The following is a 23,699-nucleotide window of genomic DNA, read 5'->3' on the forward strand; positions in this document are numbered from 1 at the left end:
CCGCGAGCGATCACCGACCGACGGCGGATGCGGGCTCGCGGGCGAACTGCGCCTCGGCCGCCTGCCCGCGGTACCAGGCGATCTTCTCGTGCAGGTGCCGCTGCTGCGCGAGCAGCAGGTCGATCGAGGCCTGCACCTCGCGATCGTGGCTCTCGAGCAACGCGATGCGCTGCTCGAGCGTCGACTCGTCGTCGGCGAGCGCCGTGTAGCGCTTGAGGTCGGCGATGGGCATGCCGGTGTCGCGCAGGCACTTGACGAGCCCGAGCCAGTCGAGGTGCTCCTGGCGGTACGTGCGACGGCCGCCCGCCGTGCGGTCGATCGGCCCGATGAGCCCCTCGCGTTCGTAGTAGCGGAGCGTGTCGAGGCTGAATCCGGTGCGTTCGACGACCTCGGCCGGAGTGAAATCGGACATCTTTCCTCCTGGGGCTTGAGCTGGAGTGCACTCCAGCATGCACCGTTGAGGCATGAACACACCAGCACTCGCGCTCGGCGCCATGATGTTCGGCACCGAGATCGACGAAGACACCTCGTTCGCACTGCTCGACCGCTTCGTGGAGGCCGGCGGCGTGTGGATCGACACCGCCGACTGCTATTCCTTCTGGGCGAGCGAGTCGGGCTACGGCGGCCAGAGCGAGCTCCTGCTCGGCCGATGGCTCGCAGCACGACCCGGCGTGCGCGACCGTGTGCGCCTCTCGACGAAGGTCGGGGCGGAACCGACGGATGCCGCGAACTGGCCCGCCTCGCGGGAGGGCCTCTCGGCGGCCGCCGTGCGGAGCGCCGTCGAGGGCAGCCTCGAGCGCCTCGGCACCGACCGCGTCGACCTGCTCTGGGCGCACATGGAGGACCGCAGCGTGCCCGTCGAGGAGACGGCCGATGCCTTCGCCGACCTCGTGCGCGAGGGCAAGGCCGAGCGGCTCGGCATGTCGAACCACCCCGCCTGGCGGGTCGAGCGGGCGCGCGCCAGGGCGATCGCGACCGGCGGTCAACCGGTCGACGCGATGCAGCTCAGCCGCAGCTACCTCGCGCCGAGGCCCGGCGCCCAGCCCGAGGGGCAGAACCACCGCTTCGGCATGCTGAGCGACGAGCAGGTGGACTTCGCGCACGAGAACGGGATCGAGCTCTGGGCGTACACGCCGCTGCTGAGCGGCGCCTACGACAACCCGGCCAAGGCGATCCCGTCGGCGTACGAGCACCCCGGCAGTGAGCGACGCCTCACCGCACTCACCGAGGTCGCGACCGAGCTCGGCGTGCCGCGCGGGCAGGTCGTGCTCGCGTGGCTGGTCGGCGGCACGCCGTCGATCCTGCCGATCCTCGGCGGCAGCAAGCTGCACCAGCTCGACAGCGCGCTGCAGGGTGTCGCCCTCGAGTTGCCGGCCGAGCTTCGCGCGCGACTCGACGCGACGGTGGCGTAGCGCGGGGCGGCGTAGCGCGGTGGCGCAGGCCGCCCGCGTCGGGAGGGCGGCGCCCCGGCGTTCAGGCTCCGAGCGCCCGCTCGACGGCGGCGAGCCGGGCCGCCCAGTCGCCGCTCACCTCGATCACCCGCACGTGGTCGCCCACGAGGTCGGGGTCGTCGACGAGCTCGAGCAGCGCGACGTCCATCGCGGCGCGCAGTTCGAGGTCCTCGTCGTCGCCGACCGGCACGGCATCGCGGTGGTGCAGCGGCAGCACCACGAGCAGGTCGACCCGTCGCATCGCCTCCGCCGCGATCGCGAACCCGCGCTCGAACAGCGACGACGACCGGCCACCCCGTCGCAGCTCGACGAGCGCGCCGAGGTACGCCAGGAAGTCGAGCGGGCCGCGCTCGGCGACGATCGTGCGGCCCGCGGCATCCGTCATCAGTCGACGCGCGCTCGACACGAGCTGCTCGAAGAAGGTCGAGGCGTCGGGCTCGTCGAGCGCGTCGTCGACCAGCTCGAAGGGATCGCCCAGCCGTTCGAACTCGGGGTGCGCGGCGACGAGATCGTCGATCAGGGTGGTCTTGCCGCTCGCGTGGGTGCCCGACACGACGATGCGCATGCGGGCAGTCTAGGGCGACGAACCCGGCGCGCCCGAGGCATCCGTCGCACCGTTCCGAAGAAATCCGGTGAGGGATGTCGGATCCGGGCAGGCTCGTTCGTAGCAGTGGTGAGAGGTCGCCCACCGCGGGCTGCCGGAGGAGGAACAGCGATGAAGCTCGTCACGAACACCCAGATCACCGTCGACGGCGTGATGCAGGCGAACGGAGGGAACAACCCCGAGCTCGACCCAGGGTTCGACCGAGGCGGCTGGGCGATTCCCCTCGGCGACGAGGAGTCGGTCGGCTTCATCGGCGACTGCTACCTGCGGGCCGACGCGTTCCTCTTCGGGCGCCGCACCTACGACCTGTTCGCGGGCTACTGGGGCGTGCAGACCGATTTCGACAGCCCGTTCGTGCGCTCGCTCAACACGCGTCCGAAGTTCGTCGCCTCCGACACCATCACTGACCCGCAGTGGGCCGACACGACGGTGCTGCCAGGCCGCAGAGCCGACGGCGAGGGCAGCGGGCTCGAGGCCGCGATCCGGGAACTCAAGGCGCAGCCGGGCGGCGAACTGCAGGTGCACGGCAGCGGGCAGCTCATCCGCTGGCTGCTCGAGCGCGAACTCGTCGACGAGATGGTGCTCATCGTATGCCCGGTGATCGTCGGCGCGGGCACCCGGCTCTTCCCCGACTCGGGCCGCGACTTCGCGCTCGAACTGCTCGACTGCCGCACGTTCCCGTCGGGGATCGTGGCGCAGACCTTCCGCCCGGGCGGTCGGCCGCAGTATGCATGAGGGAGACGTCGAAGTCGACGCGAACGCGCGACGGCGGCAATCGGCATCCGTCACGACGCACATCACGGAGGTGTGAGATGCAGTACCTGGTCTCGGTGATCGACGACAAGACCGGCTCGGGCACCGACGAGGAGATGGTCGCGATCGACGCGTTCAACGACCGGCTGAGGGCGGGCGGCCACTGGGTGTTCGCGGGCGGACTCGCAGCGCCCAGCACCTCGACCGTCATCGACGGCCGCGGAGAACGACCGGTGTTCACCGACGGCCCGTTCATCGAGTCGAAGGAGCACATGGCCGGTTTCTGGATCATCGAGGCCCCCGACCTCGACGTCGCCCTCGACCTCATGGCCGACGGATCGCGGGCGTGCAACCGGCGGCTCGAGGTTCGACCGCTGCTGGAGCCGGAGTCCTGAGCGAGGCGCGTTCGGCCCTGACCCGCGCGCATCGCGACGAGTGGGCGCGGGTCGTCGCCTCGCTCGCTCGCCGCTTCGGCGACCTCGACCTGGCCGAGGAGTCGGCGGCCGAGGCGTTCGCGATCGCGGTCGAGCGCTGGCCGGCCGACGGCGTGCCGCCGAATCCGGGCGCGTGGCTCACGACGACCGCGAACCGCAAGGCGATCGACCGCATCCGCCGCGAACGCGGCCGGAACGACAAGCACCGGGAGGCGATGATGCTCGGCGGCTCGCCCGGATGGCACGACCTCGACGACCCGTTCGACCCCGACCCGGTCGGTGCCGTCGACGACGACCGGTTGCGGCTGCTCTTCACCTGCTGCCATCCGGCGCTGTCGATGGAGGCGCGGATGTCGCTGACCCTCCGTCTCGTCGGCGGGCTCACCGTCGCCGAGATCGCACGGGGGTTCCTCGCGCAGGAGAGCGCCGTCGGGCAGCGCATCACGCGCGCCAAGGCGAAGATCGCCGCCGCGCGCATCCCGTACCGGGTGCCCACGGCCGCCGATCTGCCCAAACGCGTCGCGGGCGTGCTGGCGGTGCTGTACCTCGTCTTCAACGAGGGCTACCTCGCGAGCGGACCCGACACCGACCCCGTGCGCGCGGAACTCACGGCCGAGGCGATCCGGCTGACGCGCCTCGTGCACGAACTGCTGCCCCACGACGGCGAGGTCGTCGGCCTGCTCGCGCTCATGCTGCTCACCGAGGCGCGCAGGCCGGCACGGGTCTCCCCCGACGGCGAACTCGTGCCGCTCGGCGAGCAGGACCGCAGAGCTTGGGATGCCGCGCGCATCGCCGAGGGCCACCGCCTCGTGCGCTCGCGGCTGGCGTCGGGCATCGCCCCGGGCCGCTACCAGGTGCTCGCCGCGATCAACGCCGTGCACACCGACGCGGCCGACGCGCGCGACACCGACTGGTCGCAGGTCGTCGCCCTCTACGACCAGCTCGTCGCGCTCGACCCGTCGCCCGTCGTCGCGCTGAATCGTGCCATCGCGGTCGGCGAGCTCGAGGGGGCGGATGCCGCGCTGCCGGCCGTCGACTCCCTCGCCGACGCGCTGGGCGGCTACCACGCCTTCCACGTCACGCGGGCGGAGCTGCTGCGACGGCTCGACCGCCTCGACGAGGCGCGCACTGCCTACGATCGGGCGATCGCGCTCGCCGGCAACACGGCCGAGACGATGCACCTGGAGCGCCGGCGCGGCGAGCTCGGGTAGGGCCCCCTCCTGCCCCCCGGCTCCGGCTCCGGCTCCGGCTCCGGGCCAGGCCTCACGCGCGGTCGAGCACGATCGCAGCCGGGAACCGCTTCAGCACGGGCCGGAAGGCGGCTTTCGAGAGCTGCTGCGCCTCGGTGCCGTCGACGATCCGCGGCCGCGAGAGCGCGACATCCCGACCTCTGAATCTGAGCGTCGCACTGCCGGCCGCCATGACATTCCGGGCCCAGTTCGTCTTCGCGCCCCACGGAAGCCCGATCATCACGATCGTGTCGCTGGTCGTCGGCACGACCGCGATCGGCGTCTCGTAGGCGGTGCCGCTCGTGCGCCCGCGATGGCGCACGACGCCCCAGACCGGCATCCAGCGCCGGCCTGCGAGCGCCTTCGCCACCGGCGCCGTCGCGGCCACGAGTCGGCGGGGCGGTCCGCCGTGCGCGGATCCGCCTGCCGCTGCGGCGCGTTCGGGAGGAGGGGAGGTCTCGTTCATGCCCATGGGACGATCGAGCCTGCTCCGATGTGACAGCGCAAAGCGCCCGACATCCGCTCGCCTCGGTCGGACTCGGCCCTTGCCGTCACACCGGGCGCGGGTGGATCGTCGTCTAGACATGAGCGAATTCGCCGACCTCTGGATCGAGCACCGACGTCTCGTGCGCGATGTCGCCTACCGCGTGCTGGGCTCCGTCGCCGACGCCGAGGACGTCGCGCAGGAGACGTACGTGCGGCTGCTGGCGCGCCTCGACGACGCGGATGCCGCCCCGCTCGACGAGCCGCGCGCCTGGCTCGTCACGGTCGCGTCGCGGCTCGCGATCGACCGGCTGCGCGCCCACGAGCACTCCCGCCGCGCGTACGTCGGCCCGTGGCTGCCCGAGCCCGTCGTCACCGACGACCGCACGCTGCCCGAGGATCGCGTCACGCTCGACGACTCGGTGCGCATGGCGCTGCTCGTCGTGCTCGAGCAGCTCTCGCCCGCCGAGCGCACGGCGTTCCTGCTGCACGACGTGTTCGACCTCGGGTTCGATCGGGTCGCCGAGGTGCTCGGCGTCAGCCCGGCGAGCGCGCGGCAGTCGGCGTCGCGGGCGCGCAGGCGGATCGCGGCGCAGGGCGACGCGCGCTTCGCCGTCGATCCCGTCGTCGCGCGGCGGCTCACCGAGCGGTTCGCGCGCGCCGCGTCGGACGGCGACCTCGACGGCCTCGTCGCCGCGCTCGCCTCCGACGCGCAGGGTCACTTCGACTCCGGCGGCGTCTACCCCGACGCCCCGACCGACGTGGTCGTCGGCGCCGAGACGGTCGCCAGGCAGCTGCTCGCGGGCGTGGGCGGCCTCGGCCTCTCGTTCGAACCCGCGGTGGTGAACGCCGAGCCGGGCATCGTGGCACGCCGCCGCGGGCGCGTCGTGTCGGTGCTCGCACTCGAGTTCGCCGACGACCGCATCTCGGTGATCCACGGCATCGGCAACCCGAAGAAGCTCGGCCACCTGCAACCGCCTCGATGAGGCCGACCGGGCGGGCCTGCACCGGCCTCCCCAGCGCGCTCCCAGGGCCCGCACCGAGTCGATCTCAGTGCTGCACCGTGCGGATCTCAGTGCGGCGCACGGATGTCGCGGCGCCGCGTCGCCCCTACCGTGCTCGACATGAACTCAGAAACCGGCGTCCGCGAGGCGCCCGAACCCCCGACAGTCCGATCCGCACGCGCCCTCTTCTGGGTGCCGGTCGCGGTTCCCGTGCTCATCGTCGCCCTCGGAGCGGCCCTCATGGGCGGCGCCGTCGCTGCGATCGCCCGGCCGCCGGCATCCGTCGACTCGCTGTGCGCCTCGGCGATCGAGGCCAAGCTCGCCGGGCGCGGCCACACCGACGTCGAGGTGGCCCCGTCGTTGCGCATGACCGAGGCCGACGGCGCCCGACGCGTCTCGGGCTCCGTGACGTCGGTCGATGCGACGGGTCGGGTCGACTACGCCGAGCTCCGCTGCGTCGTGCGCGGCGACGGCCCGTCGCTGCGCGTCGTGAGCGCGCGCGTGTCGGACTGAGCCGCGAACGGATCGTCGCAGGCTCGGCCCATCCGGGCCGTTAGCACGCCACTCGGCGATCGGACACCCCCGTGCGGATGTCGGCCGTCGGGCATAGCCTCTGGCGCATGACCGTGCTCCGCCTGGACAACGTGGCCATCGTGGTCGACGATCTCGACGCCGCCATCGCGTTCTTCGCCGCGATCGGACTCGAGCTCGAAGACCGGCAGCCGATCGAGGGCGTCTGGGCAGACCAGACCGTCGGCCTCGACGGCGTGCGCAGCGAGATCGCGATGATGCGCGTCTCCGAGGGGCAGGGTCGACTCGAACTGACCTACTACCACGCGCCCACGGCGTCTCCGACGGAGCCGGCCGCGCCGCCGCCGAACACGCTCGGACTGCACCGCGTGATGTTCGCCGTCGACGACCTCGACGACACGCTCGAACGTCTGCGACCGCACGGCGGCGAGGTCATCGGCGAGGTCGTCGACTACGCGAACGTCTACCGCCTCTGCTACCTGCGCGGGCCGGCCGGCATCATCGTCGCGCTGGCGCAGCGCGTGGGGTGAGCCTGCGCCGCATCCCGCACCGAACCGAACCGAACCGATCCGAAGAGAACGGAGTCACCATGGCCGACGTCCTGATGTTCCATCACGCACTCGGGCCCAATGCGGGCCTCACCGCCTTCGCCGACGAGCTGCGCGCCGCCGGGCACACCGTGCACACGCCCGACCTCTTCGAGGGCCGCACCTTCGAGACCATCGAAGACGGGGTCGGCTACGCGCGCGAGACCGGATGGGGCGAGATCCTCGGTCGCGGCGAGCGCGCAGCCGAGGCGCTGCCGAACGATCTCGTCTACGCGGGCTTCTCGCTCGGCGTGCTGCCCGCGCAGATGCTCGCGCAGACCCGCGCGGGCGCGAAGGGCGCGCTGTTCTTCTACTCGTGCGTTCCGGCGTCGGAGTTCGGCGAGTGGCCGGCCGGGCTGCCCGCCCAGATCCACGGCGCCGACGCCGACCCCATCTTCATGGACGAAGGCGACGTCGACGCCGCCCGCGAACTCGTCGAGCAGGAGGAGCACGTCGAGCTGTTCCTCTACCCGGGCGACCAGCACTACTTCGCCGACTCGAGCCTGCCGAGCTACGACGCGGCCCCGACGAAGCTGCTGACCGAGCGCGTGCTCGAGTTCCTCGCACGCGTGGGCTGACTGCGCCGATCGGTGCGGTGCGCCGGCCGACCGGCAGTCGGGTCAGCCGAGCCCAGCGCGTTCCTGCGCGGCATCCGATTCGCCCTCGACGGGCCGGCTCGACAGTCCGACCGAGCCGCTCGCATCGCCCGTCGACAGCGCGGCCGACACGGCCACCGTCTCGTCGACGGCCGGATACTGCGGGCGCAGCTGCACGGGCTGGCGACGGCGCTGCTCGCGCTTCGCCTTGCGCGACGCCGCGACGAGGTTCAGCGCCTCGACGAGGATCGCGAACGCCATGGGCGCGTAGATCAGCGCCTTGTCGATGTGCACGCCGAAGCCCTCGGCGATCAGGAACACGCCGATCAGCAGCAGGAACGAGAGGGCCAGCATCTTCACGGTCGGGTGCGCGTTCACGAACGCGAAGATGAAGCGCGAGGCGAACAGCATGATGCCGAACGAGAGCACGACGACCGTCACGATGACCACGAGGTTCTCGGTCATGCCGACCGCGGTGATGACCGAGTCGAGCGAGAACACGATGTCGAGCGCGAGGATCTGCAGCAGCACCGAGGTGAAGGTGATGCGCTTGGGGGCACCGCCGTGCTCCTCTTCGGCCCCTTCGAGCTTGTGGTGGATCTCGGTCACAGCCTTGTAGACGAGGAAGAGGCCGCCGGCGATGAGGATCATATCCTTGACCGAGAAGCCCATGCCCCAGAGCTCGAAGATCTCCTCCTTCAGCGTGATGATCCAGCCGGCGAAGAACACCAGCACCACGCGGATCAGCATCGCGAGCGTGAGACCGAGGTTGCGGGCCCTGGCCTGCTGCTCCTTCGGCAGTTTCGAGGCGAGGATCGAGATGAAGATCACGTTGTCGACGCCGAGCACGACCTCGAGCACGAACAGGGTCACGAAGACGGCGATCAGGTCGGGTGTGAAGGCGAAGGAGAAGTCCACGCGTTCATGCTAGGTGCGACGAGCGTTCGGATGTCGGTGGGTGCGACGAGAATCGAATCGTGGCCGTTTCAGATTCCGATGACCTGCTCAGCGACTGGGACACCGAGTTCGAGGAGCTCGACGTGCTCGAGGCTCGGTTCGTCGTGGCCGCGTCGGGCGCCCCGGCGTATCATCGTGCCCCGACCAGTCGTGACGATCGGAGCAGCATGAAGCGCAACAACCGCATGCGCGCGATCTGACGCGTGCCCGTGGCCACGCTCACCCCAGCAGTCGAACGGCCAGGCTCGCGATGACGGGTCGGAGGTTCGTGGCGCTCCTGCGCGGCATCAACGTCGGCGGCCGCAATCCCGTCGCCATGCCCGACCTCATCGCCTGCTTCGAGCACGCGGGGTTCGGCGACGTGCGCACGCACCTGTCGAGCGGCAACGTGCTGTTCACCGTGAACGACTCGGGCGGCCGGGGGCGCGTTGCATCGTCAGGCTCGAAGCTCGAGGCCGCCATCGAGCACGCCCTCCGCGAGCGCTTCGGGTTCGAGATCCCGTGCATCGTGCGCTCGCGCGACGAGTTCGCGGCCACGATCGAGCAGGCCCCGGCCGATCACGGATCCGAGTTGCTGCGCAGCGACGTCTACTTCCTCAAGTCGCCGCTCACCGCCGACGAAGTGCTCGGCGAACTGCCCGAACTGCGCGAGGGCGTCGACAGCATCGCACCTGGTCCGGGCGCGCTCTACTTCTCGCGGGTGAAGGCTCGCGCCACGAAGACGCGCATCCAGAAGCTGATGGCGATGCCGGTGTTCCGGCAGATGACCGTGCGCAGTTGGAAGACGGCGACCCGGCTGCTCGCACTGCTCGACGACGACTGAGACGAACCGACCGATGCGGCGCCTTGCCCTGCGGGGCATCGGCTGCCAGCATGCAGGGAGCCCCGACGCAACCGATGCCGAGAGCGGAGACCCGAATGCCCGAGACCCTCGAACGCCCGCCCGCCGCGTCGCTCGCGACCCTGCCGGGCGCGCCGATCATCCGCCGCATCCGACGACTGCTCGTCGCGGCAGCCGCGACCGGACTCATCTACGGGCTGCTGGGCACGGCGAGCAAGGGCGGCTGCCCGGGCGGCGTCACCGGCGACGGCGGGTTCCTCGACGCGAACGGCGACCCGACCGAGGCCGTCCCGATGTGCGTGAGCCTCACGCTGCGACCGGCCCCCATCGTCTACGTCGCGATCGTCGCGATCGTGCTGCTCGCGATCACGTCGGTGCTGCGCCGCGCCGATTCCGAGGCAGTCGCGCTGCGAACGCTCGATCGCGCGGCGGTGCTCATCGTCGCCGTCGCCGCCGCGTGGGCCGCGATCTCACTGGTCTCGTTCCTCTCGATCGATGTGACGGCATGGAACGGGGTCGGGCCGTTCCCGTACCCCGACTTCGTGCTCGGCAACATCGACATCGACGTCTCGCCGATGCAGACCGGCACCGACTGATGCCCGATGGCGCCTCGAACCGCACTCGTCGCATCGAGCTGACCCTGCACAAGCCCTGGTTCGCGCTCTACTGGGGCGTGAAGCCCACGCTCGTGATCGGCGGCCGCGGCCAGCCGGCGCAATGGGGGCGCGGAACCTGGCAGGTCCCCTCCGACGAGGCGGTGCAGGTCGGGGTGTTCCTCTTCAACCGCGCCTGGCGCTACGGTCGAGCCGAGTTCGTGCTGGAGCCGCGGCATCCGCCCGCCCTCGAGTACCGGGCGCCGGCGGTGCCGTTCGGGGCCGGGCGCCTTCGCACGGCCGCCCGCTGAGCCGGTAGGCGCTACCCGGCCGACGCGAACTCGACCCGCGGCTCGAGCCCGAGGAAGGCGGCGTACCGGGCTGCGGCGTCGTGCACGGCACCGATCTCCGCCTCGGCGAGCGGCCGGTGCGGGCGGATCTCGAACACCGCCGCCTTCGCCGTGAGCGTGCGCCGCATGGCGGCCACGAGCTGCGCGTCGACGAGGGCCATGCCGATCGTGGCCTCGCGTTCGCGCGACACGACGCCGTCGGCATCGAGCATCCAGCGGGAGTCCTGGTAGCCGCGGTACATCTCGTCGAGCACCTGCAGCAGGTGGGCGGCCGGCGCCTCGGGAGGAGCGGATGCCGCGGCGACCGCGGCGACGTCGGCCGCGTGCCAGAAGGTCCGCCCGTCGTGCTCGAACGACGCGAGACGTTCGCCGGCGGCGGCGATGCCGCGGCGCGCGTCGGTGAGCGTGAGCGTCGCCCAGTACGCGAGGTCGCGATCGGTGGCCGGCGCGTGCGCCGACAGGTAGCGCACCGCGAGTTCGGCGAGCGCCTCCTCGCGATCGAGGCGGCGGGGCGCAGGCACCCGGTCAGCGAAGAGCGCGTACGTGTGCTCGCCGTCGCGCGGCGCGCCGCTGCAGACGAGCAGGTGCAGCTCGAGGTGGGCGAGCAGCAGCATGAGCTGCTGGCCCGTCAGGTGCTCGCCGCGCTCGACGAGGGCGGCGGCCACCTCCGCACGCGTGCGGTCGGGGGTCTCGGCGAGCAGCGCGACGATGAGGTCGCCGAGCCTCGGCAGGTCGTCGGCGATCGGGCGGAGCTGCTGGTCGGTTGTCGGCAGCACCCGGGGCGCGGTGAGTTCGAGCAGCCACGCGGCATCGTCGGCGTGCACGTAGTGCCAGGTCGGACGCAGCACGTGGGTGCGCAGCACGCGCCCGTCGGCCAGCGCCGCCGCGAGGTCTTCGGCGTTCGGGGCGACCGTGCGCGTCGCCACCGCCCACGCCGACTGCGACGGGTTCTCGGCCTGCACCGCGAGCAGGGTGCGCACGACCTCCTCGGCGTCGGCGGCGGGCTCGACGAGGCGCTGCGAGCGCAGCCGCCAGCGGGCGAGGTCGCGATCGGTGGTCATACCCGCAGCCTAGGGCGACGCGGGCTCACCGCATCAACGACGCCTCCTCGTCGAGCCGGCCGAGCTTGTGCGGGTTCGCGATCGAGAAGATGCGCGTGATGAACCCGCCCTCGACCTCGAAGCAGATCGCCCCGGCGAGCGAGCCGTCCACCTCGCCGCGGATCGCCGGATGCCCGTTCACCCACGTCGGTCGCGCCTCGAACGGCAGGCCGAGCTTCGCGAGCCCGCCGAGAAGGTAGCGCGCGATCTTGTCGGCGCCCACGATCGGTCGGCGCGCGGCGCCCTTCACGAACCCGCCGCCGTCGGCGACCGACACCACGTCGGGAGCGAGCACGTCCATGAGGCCCTGCAGGTCGCCCGAGTTCACGGCCGCGACGAACCGGGCGACGACCGCCTCCTGCTCCGCGCGCTCGACCGTCACGCGCGGCCGACGGGCTGCGACGTGCTCCTTCGCGCGGTGCGCGATCTGGCGCACCGCCGCCGGGGACTTGTCGACGGCCGACGCGATCTCGTCGTACGGCACGTCGAACACCTCGCGGAGCACGAACACGGCGCGTTCGGTCGGGCCGAGCGTCTCGAGCACCGTGAGCATCGCGATCGACACGCTCTCGGCGAGCTCGATGTCGTCGGCGACATCCGGGCTCGTGAGCAGGGGCTCGGGCAGCCACTCCCCCACGTACGACTCGCGTCGCCGCGACATCGCGCGCAGGTGGTTGAGCGCCTGCCGCGTCACGATGCGCACGAGGTACGCCCGCGGGTCGCGCACCTCCGACCGGTCGGTCGCGTCCCACCGCAACCACGACTCCTGCAGCACGTCTTCGGCGTCGGCCGCCGATCCGAGCATCTCGTAGGCGACGGTGAACAGCAGGCCGCGATGGGTGACGAACGGGTCGGCGTCGGTCATGACGCCGAGCCTACGACGGATGCCGCGGCATCCGTCTGCGCGAACGTCGCCGGCGCCGCAGCCGAGGCGCCCGACCGCTGTGCGAGCGGCGGCAGCTCGCACGCGTCGGCGTACCCCTCGGAGTGGATGCCCAGCGCGACGTTCATGCGCGAGCTCATGTTCATGAACGCGACCTTCGCCGTGAGCTCGATGAGCGCCGTCGGCCCGAGCTCGGCGAGCAGGGCCGCCGACAGCTCGTCGGTGACCGCGGGCGGGGTCTGGCACATCGCCTCGGCGTACTCCATGACGTCGCGCTCGAGCGGGGTGAACGCCGTGGACTCGCGCCAGTTCGGCACCTCGCGCGCCTTCACCTCGTCGAGGCCCTCATTGTGCGCCTTGTAGTAGTTGAAGTCGAGGCACCAGCTGCAGCCGATGGTCGCGGCCGTCGCCATCACGGCGTAGCTCGCAAGGTTGCGGTCGAGCTCGTGCAGCGCCTCGACCTTGCGGCCGATGCCCATCGACGCGCGCATGAGCGCGGGGTGATGCGCGAGCACGCCCATCGAGTCGGGCACCTGCCCGAGCATGCGCTTGGCAGCGATCTTCACGACGGTGCCGAAGACGCCGGTGAGCTCGGTCGGCGGGATGCGGGTCTGGGTGGTCATCGTGTCCTCCTGCGTTCGACGTCCGGGGTTCGGTTCCCGGATGATCCGTCGGCATGAAGACACCGGCCGGCGCTCGCGTGTGACATCCGGTTCAGCAGGAGCCCGAATCCGGCGTTCCGTGACGGATCGCGCCGTGACGGATCGCGCCGTGACCGATCGCGCAGCGGGTCACGACGTGCCGGATCGCCGACCGGTCACCCGATGGGGCGCGCGACCGCGTCGACCACGGCCGACCAGGCGCTCGGCGGCAGTTCGTGCCCGCCGCCCGGAACCCTCGTGAGCCGGGCGCCCGGGATGTCGCGGGCGAGCGCCTCGCCGTTGCCGATCGGGAAGACGGGGTCGGCCGTGCCGTGCACGATCTCGGTCGGCACGTCGAGGCGCCCGAGCCGCTCGCGCCAGCGCGGGGCCTCATCGACGACGTCGGCGCCGCCCTCGTCGCGGTGCATGTCGGGCGACCGGCGCACGGTGTCGGTCCAGATCGCGCGATCGTGCTCCTCGTCGAACTCGTCGCCCGCGTAGTCGCGGTCGATCGCGACGTGGTGCTCGATGACCGCTCCGGGGTCGCTCCAGTCGGGGTCGGGCACCGGGCTCGCCCAGGCGCGCTGCATGCGAGGGATCGCCTCGGGCAGGTCGTCGTCGGCCTCGAACATGGTCGGGCTGGTCGAGACCAGGGTCAGCGTGTCGACCCGCTCGGGGTGGTCGAGGGCCGTGAGCTGGGCGACCCAGCCGCCCGCCGAGAAGCCGACGAGCCGAGCCGTGCGCGCCTCGAACGCGTCGAGCACGGCGATCACGTCGCCGACGGCGACCGGCAGTCCGTCGTGCCGCGAACCCGCCGGCCCGAGCGTGGTCTCGCCCATGCCGCGCTGGTCGTAGCGCACGACCCGGAACCCGCGATCCGCGATGCGCCGGCAGAACGTGGGGCGCCACCAGTCCATCGACGACTCGCCTCCGGCGATGAGCAGCACGAACGGATGCCCCGCATCGCCGATGACCTCGGCGGCGATCTCGGCGCCGTCGGGTCGCGCAATGCGCAGCGAACGGGTCATCCGTCGCTCGGATGCCGCGGCTCGAGGAGGTCGGCGTACTCGGCGTTGGCGCGCACGAACGCCGCGACGACAGGGCAGTGCACGACGAGGCGCAGCCCCCTGGCCCTGATGTCGTCGAGCGCGTCGGCGATGAGGTCGGCCGCGATGCCCCGCCCGCGGAACTCGGGTTCGACGCTCGTCGTGAGCACGTCGATCACGTCGCCCTCCTGGGCGTAGCGCACGCTGGCGATCTCATCGCCGTCGATCGTCGCGGCGTACCGGCTCCCGCCGCCGTCGGCGTCGCGACGATGCACCTCGATCTCGGCCTCGGAGTCGGCGGAGGGCCGGTCGACGTCGCGCACCTCGGCGGCCGTCACCTCGTCGACCAGCGCCTCGGTGCCCTCGTCGAGGAACCCGGTTCCGTCTGGATAGCCGGCCGCGTCGGGGTACTCGATCGGCGTGAATCCGTCGTCTGCGCTCATGTGCCGTCTCCTTCGATCGTGTGCGAGGTTCGGTGGCGGGTGGGACCAGCCGTGATCTGCTTGGCGCAACCCGGGGAGAGGCCGCCTGAAACCCGGTACTCCCGCTCTTCTCTCACGACTCGACCGAACCTGTCAACCAGTCATGACCGAGCGGATGCCGCGGCTGTGACATCCGGCTCGAGGATCGCCCGTGCGTTCCCGAGTTCCGCCGCCCGGCGGACCGCGTCGGCGAAGGCCTCGGGCGCCTCCTGCGGGAGGTCGTGCCCGGCGTGCGGCACGCGTCGATGCTCGTGCGGCCCGGTGAACCGGGCGCCGGCCGCGGCCGCATCCCGTGCGGGGAAGTTGCCGTCGGCGAGGCCGTCGAGCGTGATGGTCGGCACCCCGATCGACGGAAGCTGCGCCAGCCGCGCCTCGAGCCGCGCGTACTCGGGCGCTCCGTCCGCGTGGCCGAGCCGATGCCGATACGAGTGGATCACGACGTCGACGTAGTCGGGGTTCTCGAAGGCCTCGGCCGCACGGTCGAGCTCCGCCTCGCCGAACGCCCAGTCCGGGGAGTTGCGCCGCCAGATGACGCGGGCGATGCCGCGCGGATCCCCGGCGAGGCCCAGCCGGCCGCGCTCGGTGAGGAAGTAGAAGAAGTACCAGAACCCCGCCTCGAGCTCCGGGGCGAGCGGCTGCATCGACGCGCCCACGTCCTGCACGAGGTAGCCGTTCACGGCGACCAGCGCGGTGACCCGTTCGGGATGCAGCGCGGCGACGACGCACGCCGCGCGGCCGCCCCAGTCGTATCCGGCCAAGATCGCCCGCGGGATGCCGAGCGCGTCCATCAGCTCGACCACGTCGTACCCCAGTGCGGCCCGCTGCCCGGCGCGCGGTTCGGAGGTGCTGAGGAACCTCGTCTCGCCGTGGCCGCGCAGGAACGGCACGATCACGCGGAAGCCGGATTCGGCCAGTAACGGTGCCACGTCGACGTAGCTGTGGATGTCGTACGGGAAACCGTGCAGCAGCAGGACCGGCTGTCCGTCGGCGGGCCCGGCCTCGAAGTACGCGACGTCGAGTCGGGCCGTCTCGACGTGCCGGAGCGGCTGCAGCCGCGGAATCGCGCTCATGAGGTGCTCCTTCGCATCGGGCGCCGTGCGCACCCGTCACGAGCTCCGACCGGGCGGGGAGCGCGGATGTGACGGACCCGTCGAAGTGGCGCGAGCGGTCACAGACCGCCTCGCCGCCCGGTCTGAGCTGACATCGCCCCGCATTCCGCGGTCGACGATTCGAGAAGGGACACCGCCATGTCAGATCAGAAGCCGACCGTCGTGCTCGTGCACGGGGCGTTCGCCGAATCCGCGAGCTGGAACGGCGTCATCGAACGCCTGTACGCCGAGGGCGTGACCTCGGTCGCGGCCGCGAACCCGCTGCGGAGCCTCGCCGGTGACGCTGCGTACGTCCGCGACGTCATCGCGTCGATCGACGGGCCCGTCGTGCTCGTCGGCCACTCCTACGGCGGGCTCGTCATCAGCGAGGCGTCCGCCGACAACGACCGGGTCGCGGCCCTCGTCTACGTCTCCGCGTTCGTGCCCCGGCCGGGCGACAGCGCCTTCTCGCTCTCGGCGAGCGAGCCCGGATCGACGCTCGGCGACGCGCTCGAGGTGCACCCGATCTCGACCGGCGGCGTCGAGCTCGTCATCCGCCGCTCGGTGTTCCGCGACCAGTTCGCCGCCGACGTGCCCGTGCAGGTGGCCGGGCTGATGGGCGCCACCCAGCGCCCCGTGACCGAGGCGGCGCTGAAGGACGCCGTGCAGGCCGACGCGCCCGGCTGGACCGATCGCCCCTCGTGGCACGTCTTCGGCACCGAGGACCGCAACATCCCGGCTGCGGTGCTGCGTGCGGGCGCCGAGCGGGCTTCCTCGCTCGGCACGAACGAGATCGCCGGCGCCTCGCACGCCGTGAGCGTGTCGCAGCCCGAGGCGGTCGTCGCCGCGATCCTCGACGCCGTCGCGCACGTGTCCGGCGAGCGCGCAGCCGCATAGGCGCCGCCATCGAACGGATGCCGCTGGCCGGCGCACCTCCCGATCACGCCGGCCCGCGGCATCCGTTCGTCATCCACTCACCCCCGCCCGCACCGCGCTGCGCCCCCGCGCACCCCGATGGATCGCTCGCCCGGCCTGGGCATCGGGCATAGCATGCGAGGGTCTGCCGGCGATTTCGCGTGCGCCGTCACACACCGGGCCGCCGCCCGGTCGGAGCTTGCACGGGGACGGCTGCGGTCCCTCCACCGACCGACGGGATCACGACATGCATGGGAACCTCGACGACGCGCTCGTCGCCTTCGAAGCCGTGCGCGGGCGCCTGTTCGGCATCGCGTACCGCATGCTCGGCAGCGCCGCCGAGGCGGAGGACATCGTGCAGGACGCCTGGCTGCGCTGGCAGGGCACCGATCGCTCGGTCGTCGACGATCCGCCCGCCTTCCTCGCGACGACCACGACCCGGCTCGCGATCAACGCGCTGCAGTCGGCCCGCGTGCGCCGCGAGACCTACATCGGGCCGTGGCTGCCGGAGCCGGTCGACACGAGTGCAGACCCGACGCTCGGCGCCGAGCGGGCCGAGGCCCTCGGGTTCGCCGTGCTCGTGATGCTCGAGAAGCTCACCCCGACCGAACGCGCGGCCTACGTGCTGCGCGAGGCGTTCGCCTACCCCTACGACCAGATCTGCGAGATCGTGCAGGTCTCCGAGCCCGCCGCGCGCCAGCTCGTGAGCCGGGCGCGCAAGCACCTCGCGGGCGAACGCCGGCGCGAGGCCACGGCGGGCGAGCAGCGCAGGCTGCTGACCGCGTTCCTGACCGCCGCCAAGACCGGCGACCTGGTCGAACTCGAGCGCCTGTTCGCCGAGGACGTCGTGTCGTACTCCGACGGAGGCGGCGTCGTGCGCGCATCGAAGTTCCCGGTGGTCGGCCGTCTGCGGGTCGCGAAGTTCGTGCGCGCGTTCCACACGCACTTCTGGGAGGGCGTCGCGATCGCCGACGCCGACACGAACGGCCAGCCGTCGGTGCTGCTGTCGAAGGACGGGACGACTTTCGCGGTGATCACGCTCGTCGTCGGTCCCGACGGCATCGACCAGGTGCTCTGGATGATGAACCCGCACAAGCTCGGGGCCGTGGCCTCCCGTGCCGCGTCGTGATCCGGCCGCTCGCCTGCGGCTCGCGCTCGATCAATCGAACGAGGTCGCGCTGGCGAGCGTGCTGAGCCGCGACGTGCGGCTCGTCGTCGACTCGGGTGACGAGACGGGCGGCGAACTGCGCGGCCGGGCCGTCGTCGCCCGCGACCTGCAGGGCCTCGTGCTGCGACATCCGGATGCCGCGTGGCTGCCGGTGCACGTCAACGGCGCACCGGGCCTCGCCCTGCGCCGATCCGACGGCGAGGTGGTCGGCGTGCTCGCGATCGAGGCCGACGACGCCGGCACGGGGGCGCTCGTGGTCGGTGGCGCGGACGCCGTCATCGCACGGCTCTGGCTCTCGACGGCACCGGCCAAGCTCAGCGGCTGGAACCGTCGCCGGCCCGAGATCGACTGAGCCGTCACAGATGCGACGGCTGCCCGGTCTGAGTTGATGAGGGCAGCGGATCGGCCGCCGCCACGACGGAAGGCACCACTCATGAAGATCGTCGTCATCGGAGGCACCGGCCTCATCGGCTCGAAGGTCGTCGAGCTGCTCCGCGAGCACGGCCACGAGGCGGTCGCCGCGTCGCCGAACTCGGGCGTGAACACCATCACGGGCGAGGGCGTCGCCGAGGCGCTCGCCGGCGCGAACGTGGTCGTCGACGTCTCGAACTCGCCGTCGTTCGCCGACGACGACGTGCTGGCCTTCTTCACGACCTCCACGAACACGCTGCTGGCCGCCGAGCGCGAAGCGGGAGTCGGGCACCACGTCGCGCTCTCGATCGTCGGCGCAGAGCTCCTTCCGAGCAGCGGGTACCTGCGCGCGAAGGTCGCGCAGGAGCACCTCATCGAGGCATCCGGCCAGCCCTACTCGATCGTGCGCGCCACGCAGTTCTTCGAGTTCGCCGGCCGGATCGCCGACGAGGCCACCGTCGACGGCACCGTGACGCTCAGCACCGGGCTCATGCAGCCGATCGCGGCGGCGGATGTCTCGGCCGCCGTCGCCCGCGTCGCCGCCCACGACCCGATCAACGGCACGCTCGAGATCGGCGGCCCGGAGCGCATGGGCCAGGACGAGTTCATCCGCGTCGGCCTCGGGGCGAAGGGCGACCCCCGCACGGTCGTCGGCGACCCGGAGGCGCCGTACTTCGGCACGAAGCTCACCGGCACCGAGCTCGTGCCCGAGAGCGCCGACGCGCAGCTGTCGACGACCACGTTCGCCGAGTGGCTCGCGGCGCAGGCCGCGCCGGCTTCCGCGAAGTAGGCCCGTCATGCGCATCGCGGTCATCGGCGGCACCGGACTCATCGGCACGCGCCTCGTCGGGCAACTGACGCGCGGCGGCCACGACGTCGTCGTCGCCTCGCGCGCGACGGGCGTCAACTCCTACACCGGCGAGGGGCTCGCGCAGGCCCTCGCCGGTGCGGAGACGCTCATCGACGTCTCGAACTCCGACTCCCTCGACGAGGCGGCCGCGAACGAGTTCTTCTACGGGTCCACACTCAACCTGCTCACCTACGGGGCGGCCGCCGGAGTCGCCCACCACGTCGCACTGTCGGTCGTCGGCACCGATCGGCTCGCTCGCACCGAGGGCGGCTACTTCGCGGCGAAGGCCGCTCAGGAGCAGTTGATCGTGCGATCGGGTCGTCCGTACTCCATCGTGCACGCGACGCAGTTCTTCGAGTTCATCGCCAACATCGCGGATGCCGGCACGCGTGCGAACGTCGTGCGGCTCTCGCGCGCGCTGTTCCAGCCGATGGCGGCCGACGACGTGGCCGCGGCGGTGGCGGCGACCGCCGTCGCGACGCCGCTCGGCGGCATGGCCGAGTTCGCGGGGCCCGAGCAGTTCAGGCTCGAGGAGCTCGTGGGCCGTCACCTCCGGGAGCGCAGCGACCTGCGCGACGTGCGGGTCGACCCGCTCGCCCGGTACTTCGGCACCGATCTCGAGGAGCGCGAGCTGATGCCGGGGCCCGGCGCGACCATCATGCCGACCACCTACGCGGAATGGATCGCGTCGGGAGGTCGTCCTGCCGCCGCGCCCGAAGCCGTCGCGAGCCGGGTCGTCGCCCGGGGGTGATGCCGAACCACGCCCCGGGCGGCTAGGGTCGCCGGTATGAGCGACGAGCCCGCGCGCGAGGTCGAGCCGACGAGCGAGCCGTCCGGAACGCCGCACCGCCCGCCCGCAGAGCTCGTCGTGGCGGTCGTGCTCGGGTACGTCACGGGCATCGTGCAGATCCTCGCGGGCATCGCCGTGATGTTCGGCCGCTACCTGCCCGACACGAGCGCGACCGAACGCTTCGTCGTCACCGTCGTAGGCGCCTGCGTCGTGCTGCTCGGACTGTTCGTGATCACGATCGCCGCCGGGCTGACGCGTGCACGGCGCGACGCCCGCGTGCTCGTGACCGTCCTGCTCGGACTGACGATCGCGCTCGACGCGGTCATCCTGATCGCCTCGCCCGATCAGTGGTTCGTGATCGTGGACCTCGTGCTCGTGGCCGGCGCGATCACGGTGCTGTGGACGGGTCGAACCGCGCGGTTCTTCGCACGTAGCGCAGGTGCACGAACCTGATCACCTCGATGAGGGCGATGCTCACGACCGACACGACGAGCACCAGTGCGGCTGTGACGAGCGTCGGGTCGACGAAGACCAGGAACTCCGTGACGAGCGGAACCGAGTAGACGAGGATCAGCCCGAGCATCATCGACCCGATGATGAGGATCTTCCAGCCGTCGATCGGCCGTGAGAGCACGACGAGGATCCAGAGCCCGATCACGGTGAGCAGCAGCGTCGATCCGGTGCGCAGCTCGTCCTGCCCGATCCCGGCCTGCGTCGCCAGCCAGCTGTAGGCGAAGAGCGCAATGGCGACGACCACGCCGGTCGGGATCGCGAAGCTCAGCGACCGACGCAGGAATCCCGGCACGTACCGGCGCGCGTTCGGCATCAGCGCGAGGAAGAACGCCGGGATGCCGATCGTGAGCCCGTCGATGACCGAGAGCTGCCGCGGCAGGAACGGGAACTGCAGCACGAACAGGCCGAACAGCACCGCGAGACCCGTGGCGTAGACCGTCTTGGTGAGGAACAGCATCGAGACGCGCTCGATGTTCGCGATGACCTGGCGCCCCTCGGCGACGACGCGCGGGAGGTGCGAGAACCGGCCGTCGAGCAGCACGAGGCGTGCGACCGCCTTGGTCGCCGCCGCCCCCGACTCCATCGCGATGCCCATGTCGGCCTCCTTGATGGCGAGCGCGTCGTTGACCCCGTCGCCCGTCATCGCGACCGTGCGCCCGGCCTCCTTCAGCGCCACCACGATGGACTTCTTCTGCTGCGGGGTCACGCGGCCGAACACGAGGTGCTCCGCCAGCACGTCGGCGAGCGCCGCCGGGTCTTCCGGCAGCTGCCGCGCGTCGAACCCGGAGGGTGCGTCGAGCCCGACGCTGCGGGCGATCGCGGCGACCGTGTCGGGGTTGTCGCCCGAGATGATGCGCACGGCGACGCCCTGGTCGGCGAAGTAGGCGAGCGTCTCAGCCGCGTCGGTGCGGATGCGCTCGCGGAACGTCAGCAGCGCCACCGGACGCAACCCGGCGGGCAGCGACTCGGCCGCCTCGTCGAGCGGCTCCGTCGTATGCGCGAGCACGAGCGTTCGGAGTCCGGATGCCGCGAGCTCGCGCGCATCGCCCGCGAGCCGGTTGTCGGGGAACACCATCTCGGGCCCGCCGAGCACCCAGCTGCCCACAGCGGTCGAGCCCGCGGCATCCGCCGTCGCATCCGCCGCCGCGAACTGGAACGCGCTCCACTTGCGCGCCGACGAGAACGGGATGCGCGCGACCGGCCGGCTCGACGGCACGTCGTGGTACGCCTCGGCGAGGCAGCGCGCGGTCGCGTTCGCGTCGGGGTCGTTGCCGGCCCAGGCGAGGGCCCGACGCCACCCGTCGGGCGTGACGCCCGCATCGACGGGGTGCTCGGCGTCGAAGGCGATGGTGCCCTCGGTGAGCGTGCCCGTCTTGTCGAGGCAGATGAGGTCGACGCGGGCGAGCCCCTCGACGGCCGCGAGCTCCTGCACGAGCACCTGCTGGCCCGCGAGCTTCACGGCGCCGACGGCGAACGCGATGCTCGTCATGAGCACGAGCCCGAGCGGGATCATCGCGACGAGCGCCGCGATCGTGTTGACGGCGGCCTGACGCCAGTCGCCCGATTCGATGGCCTGCTCCCAGCCGCCGAAGACCATGATCTGCGCGTTGAACACGAGCAGCGCGATCGGGCCGACGATCCAGCTCACGACACGCAGCACCCGGTCGATCGACGACCGGAGCTCGCTCGCGACGAGCGAGAACTTCTTCGCCTCGGCGGCGAGCTTGTTGGCGAACGAGTCCGCGCCCACCCTCACCACGACGGCCTCGCCCTCCCCGGCGATCACGATCGAACCCGACAGCACCTCGTCGCCCGGCTGCTTGTCGACCGCATCCGACTCGCCCGTGAGCATCGACTCGTCGAGTTGCAGGTGGGCGGATGTCACGACGCGCGCGTCCGCCGGTACCTGATCGCCGGCGCGCAGCACGAGCACGTCGTCGAGCACGACGTCGGCGACCTGGATCTCGGTGGCGTCGCCCTCGCGGCGGACCCTGGCGCGCGGGGCGTGCAGGAGCGCGAGCTTGTCGAGCGCGGCCTTCGCGCGGAACTCCTGCACCGAGCCGATGATCGTGTTCGCGATCGCGCTGAACCCGAACAGGGCGTCCTGCCACCGGCCGAGCAGCAGGAGCACGAGGAAGCAGGCGCCGATGATGCCGTTGAAGAGCGTGAACACGTTGGCGCGGATGATGCTCGCCGCACTGCGGCTGGACTTCTGGTCGAACGCGTTCGTGCGGCCGTCGGCGACGCGCTCGGCGACCTCGGCCGTCGTGAGACCGGGCAGCGCCGCGACATCCGTCTCGCTCATGGGCGTGAGACTACCCCTGCGGCGCGTCGGAAGGGTGCGGCGCGGCGGACGGCCGCGGCGCCTCGGCGATCGGGCGGCCCTGCTGGTCGCGCATGAACGCGACGAGTTCGCGGATCATCTCGGTCTGCTCCTCGTTCGCCTTGCGCAGCTCGGCGATCTCGGCCGCCGCGGCGACGTTCGTCTCGTAGTCGTGCTGCGCGAGCGCCGCCGACAGCGCGTCCTGCCGCTTCGCCGCGATGAGCAGGATCGCACCCTGCAGCCCGGCGAGCATGCTGAGGAACAGGTTCAGCAGGATGAACGGGTAGATGTCCCACGCGAGGTCGTCGCTCGAGTTCAGCACGGCCCAGACGACCATGAACACGATGAAGGCGCCGACGAACGTCCAGCTGCCCATGCCGTTGCGCAGGGCGTCGGCGGCCCGTTCCCCGAACTTGCGGCGCTGCTCGGCCAGGTCGTGCCAGTTCACAATGGGTCGGCTCATGGGTCGAGCCTATGCACCGGCTCGCCGCCGATCCGGCCGGGCGGCGGCACGGCGCGTCCTCGACCTCGGCGAGCGCCCCTCCGTGGACCTTGGCCCCGGTGGAACGGGGTCGATCAGGCGTCGTCGACGGTGATGTAGAGCTTGCGCACGGTCTCGTGCACGTGCCACGTGCCGCGCCATCCGCTCGGCATGACGAGGGTGTCTCCCGCGCCGAGCGTGACGGGCTCCTCGCCGTCGACCTCGATCGTGACGCCGCCCGCGAGGAACTGGCAGATCTCGGTGTAGCCGTCGCGCGTCGCGGTGAAGCTGCCCGGCGTGGCCTCCCAGTAGCCGACGTCGAGGCCGAGGCGCGCCCAGAGGGTGTCGGATGCCTCGACCTGGCCCTCGGTGAGCGCGGTGGGCTTGGGCGTGCGGGCGCCGAGGTCGCGCGCGAGGGCGTCGAGCGCGGCGACGGTGGGCACGGCGGCGGTCGCGGGCCCGCCGGCGGTCGCGGGCCCGCCGGGGTTCGCGGGCACGGCGGGGTTCGCGGGCACGGCGGGGTTCGCTGGCACGGTGTCGTCGGTCATGGGTTCCTCCAGGGCGGATGGGGTGCGAGGGGCGTGGGCGATCGGGC

The 23,699-nt window shown here is 71.8% G+C and carries 31 protein-coding genes; 18 read left to right on the forward strand and 13 right to left on the reverse strand.

What is annotated here, in order from left to right; all coding sequences use genetic code 11:
- Positions 1-10: 10 nt before the first annotated feature.
- Entirely contained in the window at positions 11-412 is a 402-nt protein-coding gene (locus ACFVS8_RS12000) for a MerR family transcriptional regulator (protein ID WP_387062151.1), read from the reverse strand.
- 52 nt (positions 413-464) lie between these two features.
- Between ACFVS8_RS12000 and ACFVS8_RS12005 the strand changes: the two genes are divergently transcribed.
- Entirely contained in the window at positions 465-1,412 is a 948-nt protein-coding gene (locus tag ACFVS8_RS12005; protein ID WP_387062153.1) for an aldo/keto reductase, read from the forward strand.
- 61 nt (positions 1,413-1,473) lie between these two features.
- Here the strand turns inward: ACFVS8_RS12005 and ACFVS8_RS12010 are convergent, their stop codons facing one another.
- On the reverse strand, positions 1,474-2,016 hold the full coding sequence (locus ACFVS8_RS12010) for an AAA family ATPase (RefSeq protein WP_387062156.1): 543 nt from the start codon (positions 2,014-2,016) through the stop codon (positions 1,474-1,476).
- Between the two features lie 150 nt (positions 2,017-2,166).
- On the opposite strand from ACFVS8_RS12010, the gene ACFVS8_RS12015 reads away from it, so the two are divergent.
- The 3 genes from ACFVS8_RS12015 (at position 2,167) to ACFVS8_RS12025 (ending at position 4,453) form a co-directional block, all read left to right on the forward strand.
- The gene (locus tag ACFVS8_RS12015) at positions 2,167-2,790 is read left to right on the forward strand and encodes a dihydrofolate reductase family protein (protein WP_387062158.1); all 624 of its coding nucleotides are present in this window, start codon (positions 2,167-2,169) and stop codon (positions 2,788-2,790) included.
- A gap of 77 nt (positions 2,791-2,867) precedes the next feature.
- Positions 2,868-3,203, forward strand: coding sequence for a YciI family protein (locus tag ACFVS8_RS12020; RefSeq protein ID WP_387062161.1), 336 nt, complete (start codon positions 2,868-2,870; stop codon positions 3,201-3,203).
- Positions 3,200-4,453: an RNA polymerase sigma factor gene (locus tag ACFVS8_RS12025; protein ID WP_387062615.1), complete on the forward strand. Its 1,254-nt coding sequence runs from the start codon at positions 3,200-3,202 to the stop codon at positions 4,451-4,453. The genes ACFVS8_RS12020 and ACFVS8_RS12025 overlap by 4 nt, the downstream gene beginning before the upstream one ends.
- Positions 4,454-4,505: 52 nt before the next feature.
- Here ACFVS8_RS12025 and ACFVS8_RS12030 read toward each other — a convergent pair whose 3' ends face one another.
- Positions 4,506-4,937 (reverse strand): nitroreductase family deazaflavin-dependent oxidoreductase, encoded by a 432-nt coding sequence (locus tag ACFVS8_RS12030; RefSeq protein WP_387062164.1) that lies wholly within the window; start codon positions 4,935-4,937, stop codon positions 4,506-4,508.
- 118 nt (positions 4,938-5,055) lie between these two features.
- On the opposite strand from ACFVS8_RS12030, the gene ACFVS8_RS12035 reads away from it, so the two are divergent.
- From ACFVS8_RS12035 to ACFVS8_RS12050, 4 genes are all read left to right on the forward strand, one after another.
- Positions 5,056-5,940, forward strand: coding sequence for a sigma-70 family RNA polymerase sigma factor (locus ACFVS8_RS12035; RefSeq protein ID WP_387062167.1), 885 nt, complete (start codon positions 5,056-5,058; stop codon positions 5,938-5,940).
- A gap of 138 nt (positions 5,941-6,078) precedes the next feature.
- The gene (locus tag ACFVS8_RS12040) at positions 6,079-6,471 is read left to right on the forward strand and encodes a hypothetical protein (RefSeq protein WP_387062170.1); all 393 of its coding nucleotides are present in this window, start codon (positions 6,079-6,081) and stop codon (positions 6,469-6,471) included.
- Between the two features lie 107 nt (positions 6,472-6,578).
- Entirely contained in the window at positions 6,579-7,019 is a 441-nt protein-coding gene (locus tag ACFVS8_RS12045) for a VOC family protein (protein WP_387062172.1), read from the forward strand.
- A gap of 59 nt (positions 7,020-7,078) precedes the next feature.
- Positions 7,079-7,654, forward strand: coding sequence for a dienelactone hydrolase family protein (locus ACFVS8_RS12050; RefSeq protein ID WP_387062175.1), 576 nt, complete (start codon positions 7,079-7,081; stop codon positions 7,652-7,654).
- Between the two features lie 42 nt (positions 7,655-7,696).
- On the opposite strand, the gene ACFVS8_RS12055 is transcribed toward ACFVS8_RS12050, so the two are convergent.
- A complete protein-coding gene (locus ACFVS8_RS12055) occupies positions 7,697-8,590 on the reverse strand; it encodes a TerC family protein (RefSeq protein WP_387062178.1) in 894 nt (297 codons plus the stop codon).
- Positions 8,591-8,649: 59 nt separating this feature from the next.
- On the opposite strand from ACFVS8_RS12055, the gene ACFVS8_RS12060 reads away from it, so the two are divergent.
- The 4 genes from ACFVS8_RS12060 (at position 8,650) to ACFVS8_RS12075 (ending at position 10,374) form a co-directional block, all read left to right on the forward strand.
- The gene (locus ACFVS8_RS12060) at positions 8,650-8,829 is read left to right on the forward strand and encodes a hypothetical protein (protein ID WP_387062181.1); all 180 of its coding nucleotides are present in this window, start codon (positions 8,650-8,652) and stop codon (positions 8,827-8,829) included.
- Between the two features lie 50 nt (positions 8,830-8,879).
- The gene (locus ACFVS8_RS12065; RefSeq protein ID WP_387062184.1) at positions 8,880-9,452 is read left to right on the forward strand and encodes a DUF1697 domain-containing protein; all 573 of its coding nucleotides are present in this window, start codon (positions 8,880-8,882) and stop codon (positions 9,450-9,452) included.
- A gap of 95 nt (positions 9,453-9,547) precedes the next feature.
- Entirely contained in the window at positions 9,548-10,066 is a 519-nt protein-coding gene (locus ACFVS8_RS12070; RefSeq protein ID WP_387062187.1) for a hypothetical protein, read from the forward strand.
- Positions 10,066-10,374 (forward strand): hypothetical protein, encoded by a 309-nt coding sequence (locus tag ACFVS8_RS12075; RefSeq protein ID WP_387062189.1) that lies wholly within the window; start codon positions 10,066-10,068, stop codon positions 10,372-10,374. The genes ACFVS8_RS12070 and ACFVS8_RS12075 overlap by 1 nt, the downstream gene beginning before the upstream one ends.
- An 11-nt stretch (positions 10,375-10,385) precedes the next feature.
- Here the strand turns inward: ACFVS8_RS12075 and ACFVS8_RS12080 are convergent, their stop codons facing one another.
- The 6 genes from ACFVS8_RS12080 to ACFVS8_RS12105 all read right to left on the reverse strand — a co-directional run bounded on the left by ACFVS8_RS12080 (position 10,386) and on the right by ACFVS8_RS12105 (position 15,635).
- Positions 10,386-11,474 carry a winged helix DNA-binding domain-containing protein gene (locus ACFVS8_RS12080; RefSeq protein ID WP_387062191.1) on the reverse strand — a complete coding sequence of 363 codons (1,089 nt, stop codon included), beginning with the start codon at positions 11,472-11,474 and terminating at the stop codon, positions 10,386-10,388.
- Between the two features lie 25 nt (positions 11,475-11,499).
- Entirely contained in the window at positions 11,500-12,378 is an 879-nt protein-coding gene (locus ACFVS8_RS12085; protein WP_387062193.1) for an RNA polymerase sigma-70 factor, read from the reverse strand.
- On the reverse strand, positions 12,375-13,019 hold the full coding sequence (locus ACFVS8_RS12090; protein ID WP_387062196.1) for a carboxymuconolactone decarboxylase family protein: 645 nt from the start codon (positions 13,017-13,019) through the stop codon (positions 12,375-12,377). The genes ACFVS8_RS12085 and ACFVS8_RS12090 overlap by 4 nt, the downstream gene beginning before the upstream one ends.
- 194 nt (positions 13,020-13,213) lie before the next feature.
- Positions 13,214-14,065 (reverse strand): alpha/beta fold hydrolase, encoded by an 852-nt coding sequence (locus ACFVS8_RS12095; protein ID WP_387062199.1) that lies wholly within the window; start codon positions 14,063-14,065, stop codon positions 13,214-13,216.
- A complete protein-coding gene (locus tag ACFVS8_RS12100) occupies positions 14,062-14,526 on the reverse strand; it encodes a GNAT family N-acetyltransferase (protein WP_387062202.1) in 465 nt (154 codons plus the stop codon). The genes ACFVS8_RS12095 and ACFVS8_RS12100 overlap by 4 nt, the downstream gene beginning before the upstream one ends.
- Positions 14,527-14,666: 140 nt before the next feature.
- A complete protein-coding gene (locus ACFVS8_RS12105; protein WP_387062205.1) occupies positions 14,667-15,635 on the reverse strand; it encodes an alpha/beta fold hydrolase in 969 nt (322 codons plus the stop codon).
- Positions 15,636-15,812: 177 nt separating this feature from the next.
- On the opposite strand from ACFVS8_RS12105, the gene ACFVS8_RS12110 reads away from it, so the two are divergent.
- The 6 genes from ACFVS8_RS12110 to ACFVS8_RS12135 all read left to right on the forward strand — a co-directional run bounded on the left by ACFVS8_RS12110 (position 15,813) and on the right by ACFVS8_RS12135 (position 20,240).
- Positions 15,813-16,550 (forward strand): alpha/beta fold hydrolase, encoded by a 738-nt coding sequence (locus tag ACFVS8_RS12110; RefSeq protein ID WP_387062208.1) that lies wholly within the window; start codon positions 15,813-15,815, stop codon positions 16,548-16,550.
- Between the two features lie 265 nt (positions 16,551-16,815).
- Positions 16,816-17,697, forward strand: coding sequence for an RNA polymerase sigma-70 factor (locus ACFVS8_RS12115; protein ID WP_387062210.1), 882 nt, complete (start codon positions 16,816-16,818; stop codon positions 17,695-17,697).
- Positions 17,684-18,088, forward strand: a complete 405-nt coding sequence (locus ACFVS8_RS12120; protein WP_387062213.1) for a hypothetical protein — start codon at positions 17,684-17,686, stop codon at positions 18,086-18,088. Before ACFVS8_RS12115 ends, ACFVS8_RS12120 begins: the two co-directional genes overlap by 14 nt.
- Positions 18,089-18,169: 81 nt before the next feature.
- Positions 18,170-18,937 (forward strand): SDR family oxidoreductase, encoded by a 768-nt coding sequence (locus ACFVS8_RS12125; protein ID WP_387062215.1) that lies wholly within the window; start codon positions 18,170-18,172, stop codon positions 18,935-18,937.
- Between the two features lie 7 nt (positions 18,938-18,944).
- On the forward strand, positions 18,945-19,748 hold the full coding sequence (locus ACFVS8_RS12130) for an SDR family oxidoreductase (protein ID WP_387062218.1): 804 nt from the start codon (positions 18,945-18,947) through the stop codon (positions 19,746-19,748).
- A 36-nt stretch (positions 19,749-19,784) separates the two neighbouring features.
- The gene (locus ACFVS8_RS12135) at positions 19,785-20,240 is read left to right on the forward strand and encodes a hypothetical protein (protein WP_387062220.1); all 456 of its coding nucleotides are present in this window, start codon (positions 19,785-19,787) and stop codon (positions 20,238-20,240) included.
- Here ACFVS8_RS12135 and ACFVS8_RS12140 read toward each other — a convergent pair.
- From ACFVS8_RS12140 to ACFVS8_RS12150, 3 genes are all read right to left on the reverse strand, one after another.
- Complete coding sequence (locus tag ACFVS8_RS12140; protein WP_387062223.1) at positions 20,176-22,605, reverse strand: HAD-IC family P-type ATPase; 2,430 nt, start codon at positions 22,603-22,605, stop codon at positions 20,176-20,178. The two genes, ACFVS8_RS12135 and ACFVS8_RS12140, sit on opposite strands and share 65 nt — an antisense overlap.
- Before the next feature lie 10 nt (positions 22,606-22,615).
- Positions 22,616-23,086: a DUF1003 domain-containing protein gene (locus ACFVS8_RS12145; protein WP_387062226.1), complete on the reverse strand. Its 471-nt coding sequence runs from the start codon at positions 23,084-23,086 to the stop codon at positions 22,616-22,618.
- Positions 23,087-23,199: 113 nt separating this feature from the next.
- Entirely contained in the window at positions 23,200-23,652 is a 453-nt protein-coding gene (locus tag ACFVS8_RS12150; RefSeq protein ID WP_387062229.1) for a cupin domain-containing protein, read from the reverse strand.
- Positions 23,653-23,699 lie beyond the last annotated feature (47 nt).

This window comes from Agromyces sp. NPDC058110 (genome assembly GCF_042884735.1).
Classification (GTDB): domain Bacteria; phylum Actinomycetota; class Actinomycetes; order Actinomycetales; family Microbacteriaceae; genus Agromyces.

What these genes read in the sequence shown, in the direction of transcription:
- ACFVS8_RS12130 (WP_387062218.1), top strand. Translation starts at nt 18,945, where the DNA reads ATGCGCATCGCGGTCATCGGCGGCACCGGACTCATCGGCACGCGCCTC.
- ACFVS8_RS12125 (WP_387062215.1), top strand. Translation starts at nt 18,170, where the DNA reads ATGAAGATCGTCGTCATCGGAGGCACCGGCCTCATCGGCTCGAAGGTC.
- ACFVS8_RS12030 (WP_387062164.1), bottom strand. Translation starts at nt 4,937, where the DNA reads ATGAACGAGACCTCCCCTCCTCCCGAACGCGCCGCAGCGGCAGGCGGA.
- ACFVS8_RS12135 (WP_387062220.1), top strand. Translation starts at nt 19,785, where the DNA reads ATGAGCGACGAGCCCGCGCGCGAGGTCGAGCCGACGAGCGAGCCGTCC.
- ACFVS8_RS12085 (WP_387062193.1), bottom strand. Translation starts at nt 12,378, where the DNA reads ATGACCGACGCCGACCCGTTCGTCACCCATCGCGGCCTGCTGTTCACC.
- ACFVS8_RS12050 (WP_387062175.1), top strand. Translation starts at nt 7,079, where the DNA reads ATGGCCGACGTCCTGATGTTCCATCACGCACTCGGGCCCAATGCGGGC.
- ACFVS8_RS12150 (WP_387062229.1), bottom strand. Translation starts at nt 23,652, where the DNA reads ATGACCGACGACACCGTGCCAGCGAACCCCGCCGTGCCCGCGAACCCC.
- ACFVS8_RS12145 (WP_387062226.1), bottom strand. Translation starts at nt 23,086, where the DNA reads ATGAGCCGACCCATTGTGAACTGGCACGACCTGGCCGAGCAGCGCCGC.
- ACFVS8_RS12035 (WP_387062167.1), top strand. Translation starts at nt 5,056, where the DNA reads ATGAGCGAATTCGCCGACCTCTGGATCGAGCACCGACGTCTCGTGCGC.
- ACFVS8_RS12070 (WP_387062187.1), top strand. Translation starts at nt 9,548, where the DNA reads ATGCCCGAGACCCTCGAACGCCCGCCCGCCGCGTCGCTCGCGACCCTG.
- ACFVS8_RS12115 (WP_387062210.1), top strand. Translation starts at nt 16,816, where the DNA reads ATGCATGGGAACCTCGACGACGCGCTCGTCGCCTTCGAAGCCGTGCGC.
- ACFVS8_RS12040 (WP_387062170.1), top strand. Translation starts at nt 6,079, where the DNA reads ATGAACTCAGAAACCGGCGTCCGCGAGGCGCCCGAACCCCCGACAGTC.
- ACFVS8_RS12095 (WP_387062199.1), bottom strand. Translation starts at nt 14,065, where the DNA reads ATGACCCGTTCGCTGCGCATTGCGCGACCCGACGGCGCCGAGATCGCC.
- ACFVS8_RS12140 (WP_387062223.1), bottom strand. Translation starts at nt 22,605, where the DNA reads ATGAGCGAGACGGATGTCGCGGCGCTGCCCGGTCTCACGACGGCCGAG.
- ACFVS8_RS12015 (WP_387062158.1), top strand. Translation starts at nt 2,167, where the DNA reads ATGAAGCTCGTCACGAACACCCAGATCACCGTCGACGGCGTGATGCAG.
- ACFVS8_RS12090 (WP_387062196.1), bottom strand. Translation starts at nt 13,019, where the DNA reads ATGACCACCCAGACCCGCATCCCGCCGACCGAGCTCACCGGCGTCTTC.
- ACFVS8_RS12110 (WP_387062208.1), top strand. Translation starts at nt 15,813, where the DNA reads ATGTCAGATCAGAAGCCGACCGTCGTGCTCGTGCACGGGGCGTTCGCC.
- ACFVS8_RS12045 (WP_387062172.1), top strand. Translation starts at nt 6,579, where the DNA reads ATGACCGTGCTCCGCCTGGACAACGTGGCCATCGTGGTCGACGATCTC.
- ACFVS8_RS12105 (WP_387062205.1), bottom strand. Translation starts at nt 15,635, where the DNA reads ATGAGCGCGATTCCGCGGCTGCAGCCGCTCCGGCACGTCGAGACGGCC.
- ACFVS8_RS12075 (WP_387062189.1), top strand. Translation starts at nt 10,066, where the DNA reads ATGCCCGATGGCGCCTCGAACCGCACTCGTCGCATCGAGCTGACCCTG.
- ACFVS8_RS12020 (WP_387062161.1), top strand. Translation starts at nt 2,868, where the DNA reads ATGCAGTACCTGGTCTCGGTGATCGACGACAAGACCGGCTCGGGCACC.
- ACFVS8_RS12005 (WP_387062153.1), top strand. Translation starts at nt 465, where the DNA reads ATGAACACACCAGCACTCGCGCTCGGCGCCATGATGTTCGGCACCGAG.
- ACFVS8_RS12065 (WP_387062184.1), top strand. Translation starts at nt 8,880, where the DNA reads ATGACGGGTCGGAGGTTCGTGGCGCTCCTGCGCGGCATCAACGTCGGC.
- ACFVS8_RS12080 (WP_387062191.1), bottom strand. Translation starts at nt 11,474, where the DNA reads ATGACCACCGATCGCGACCTCGCCCGCTGGCGGCTGCGCTCGCAGCGC.
- ACFVS8_RS12000 (WP_387062151.1), bottom strand. Translation starts at nt 412, where the DNA reads ATGTCCGATTTCACTCCGGCCGAGGTCGTCGAACGCACCGGATTCAGC.
- ACFVS8_RS12100 (WP_387062202.1), bottom strand. Translation starts at nt 14,526, where the DNA reads ATGAGCGCAGACGACGGATTCACGCCGATCGAGTACCCCGACGCGGCC.
- ACFVS8_RS12010 (WP_387062156.1), bottom strand. Translation starts at nt 2,016, where the DNA reads ATGCGCATCGTCGTGTCGGGCACCCACGCGAGCGGCAAGACCACCCTG.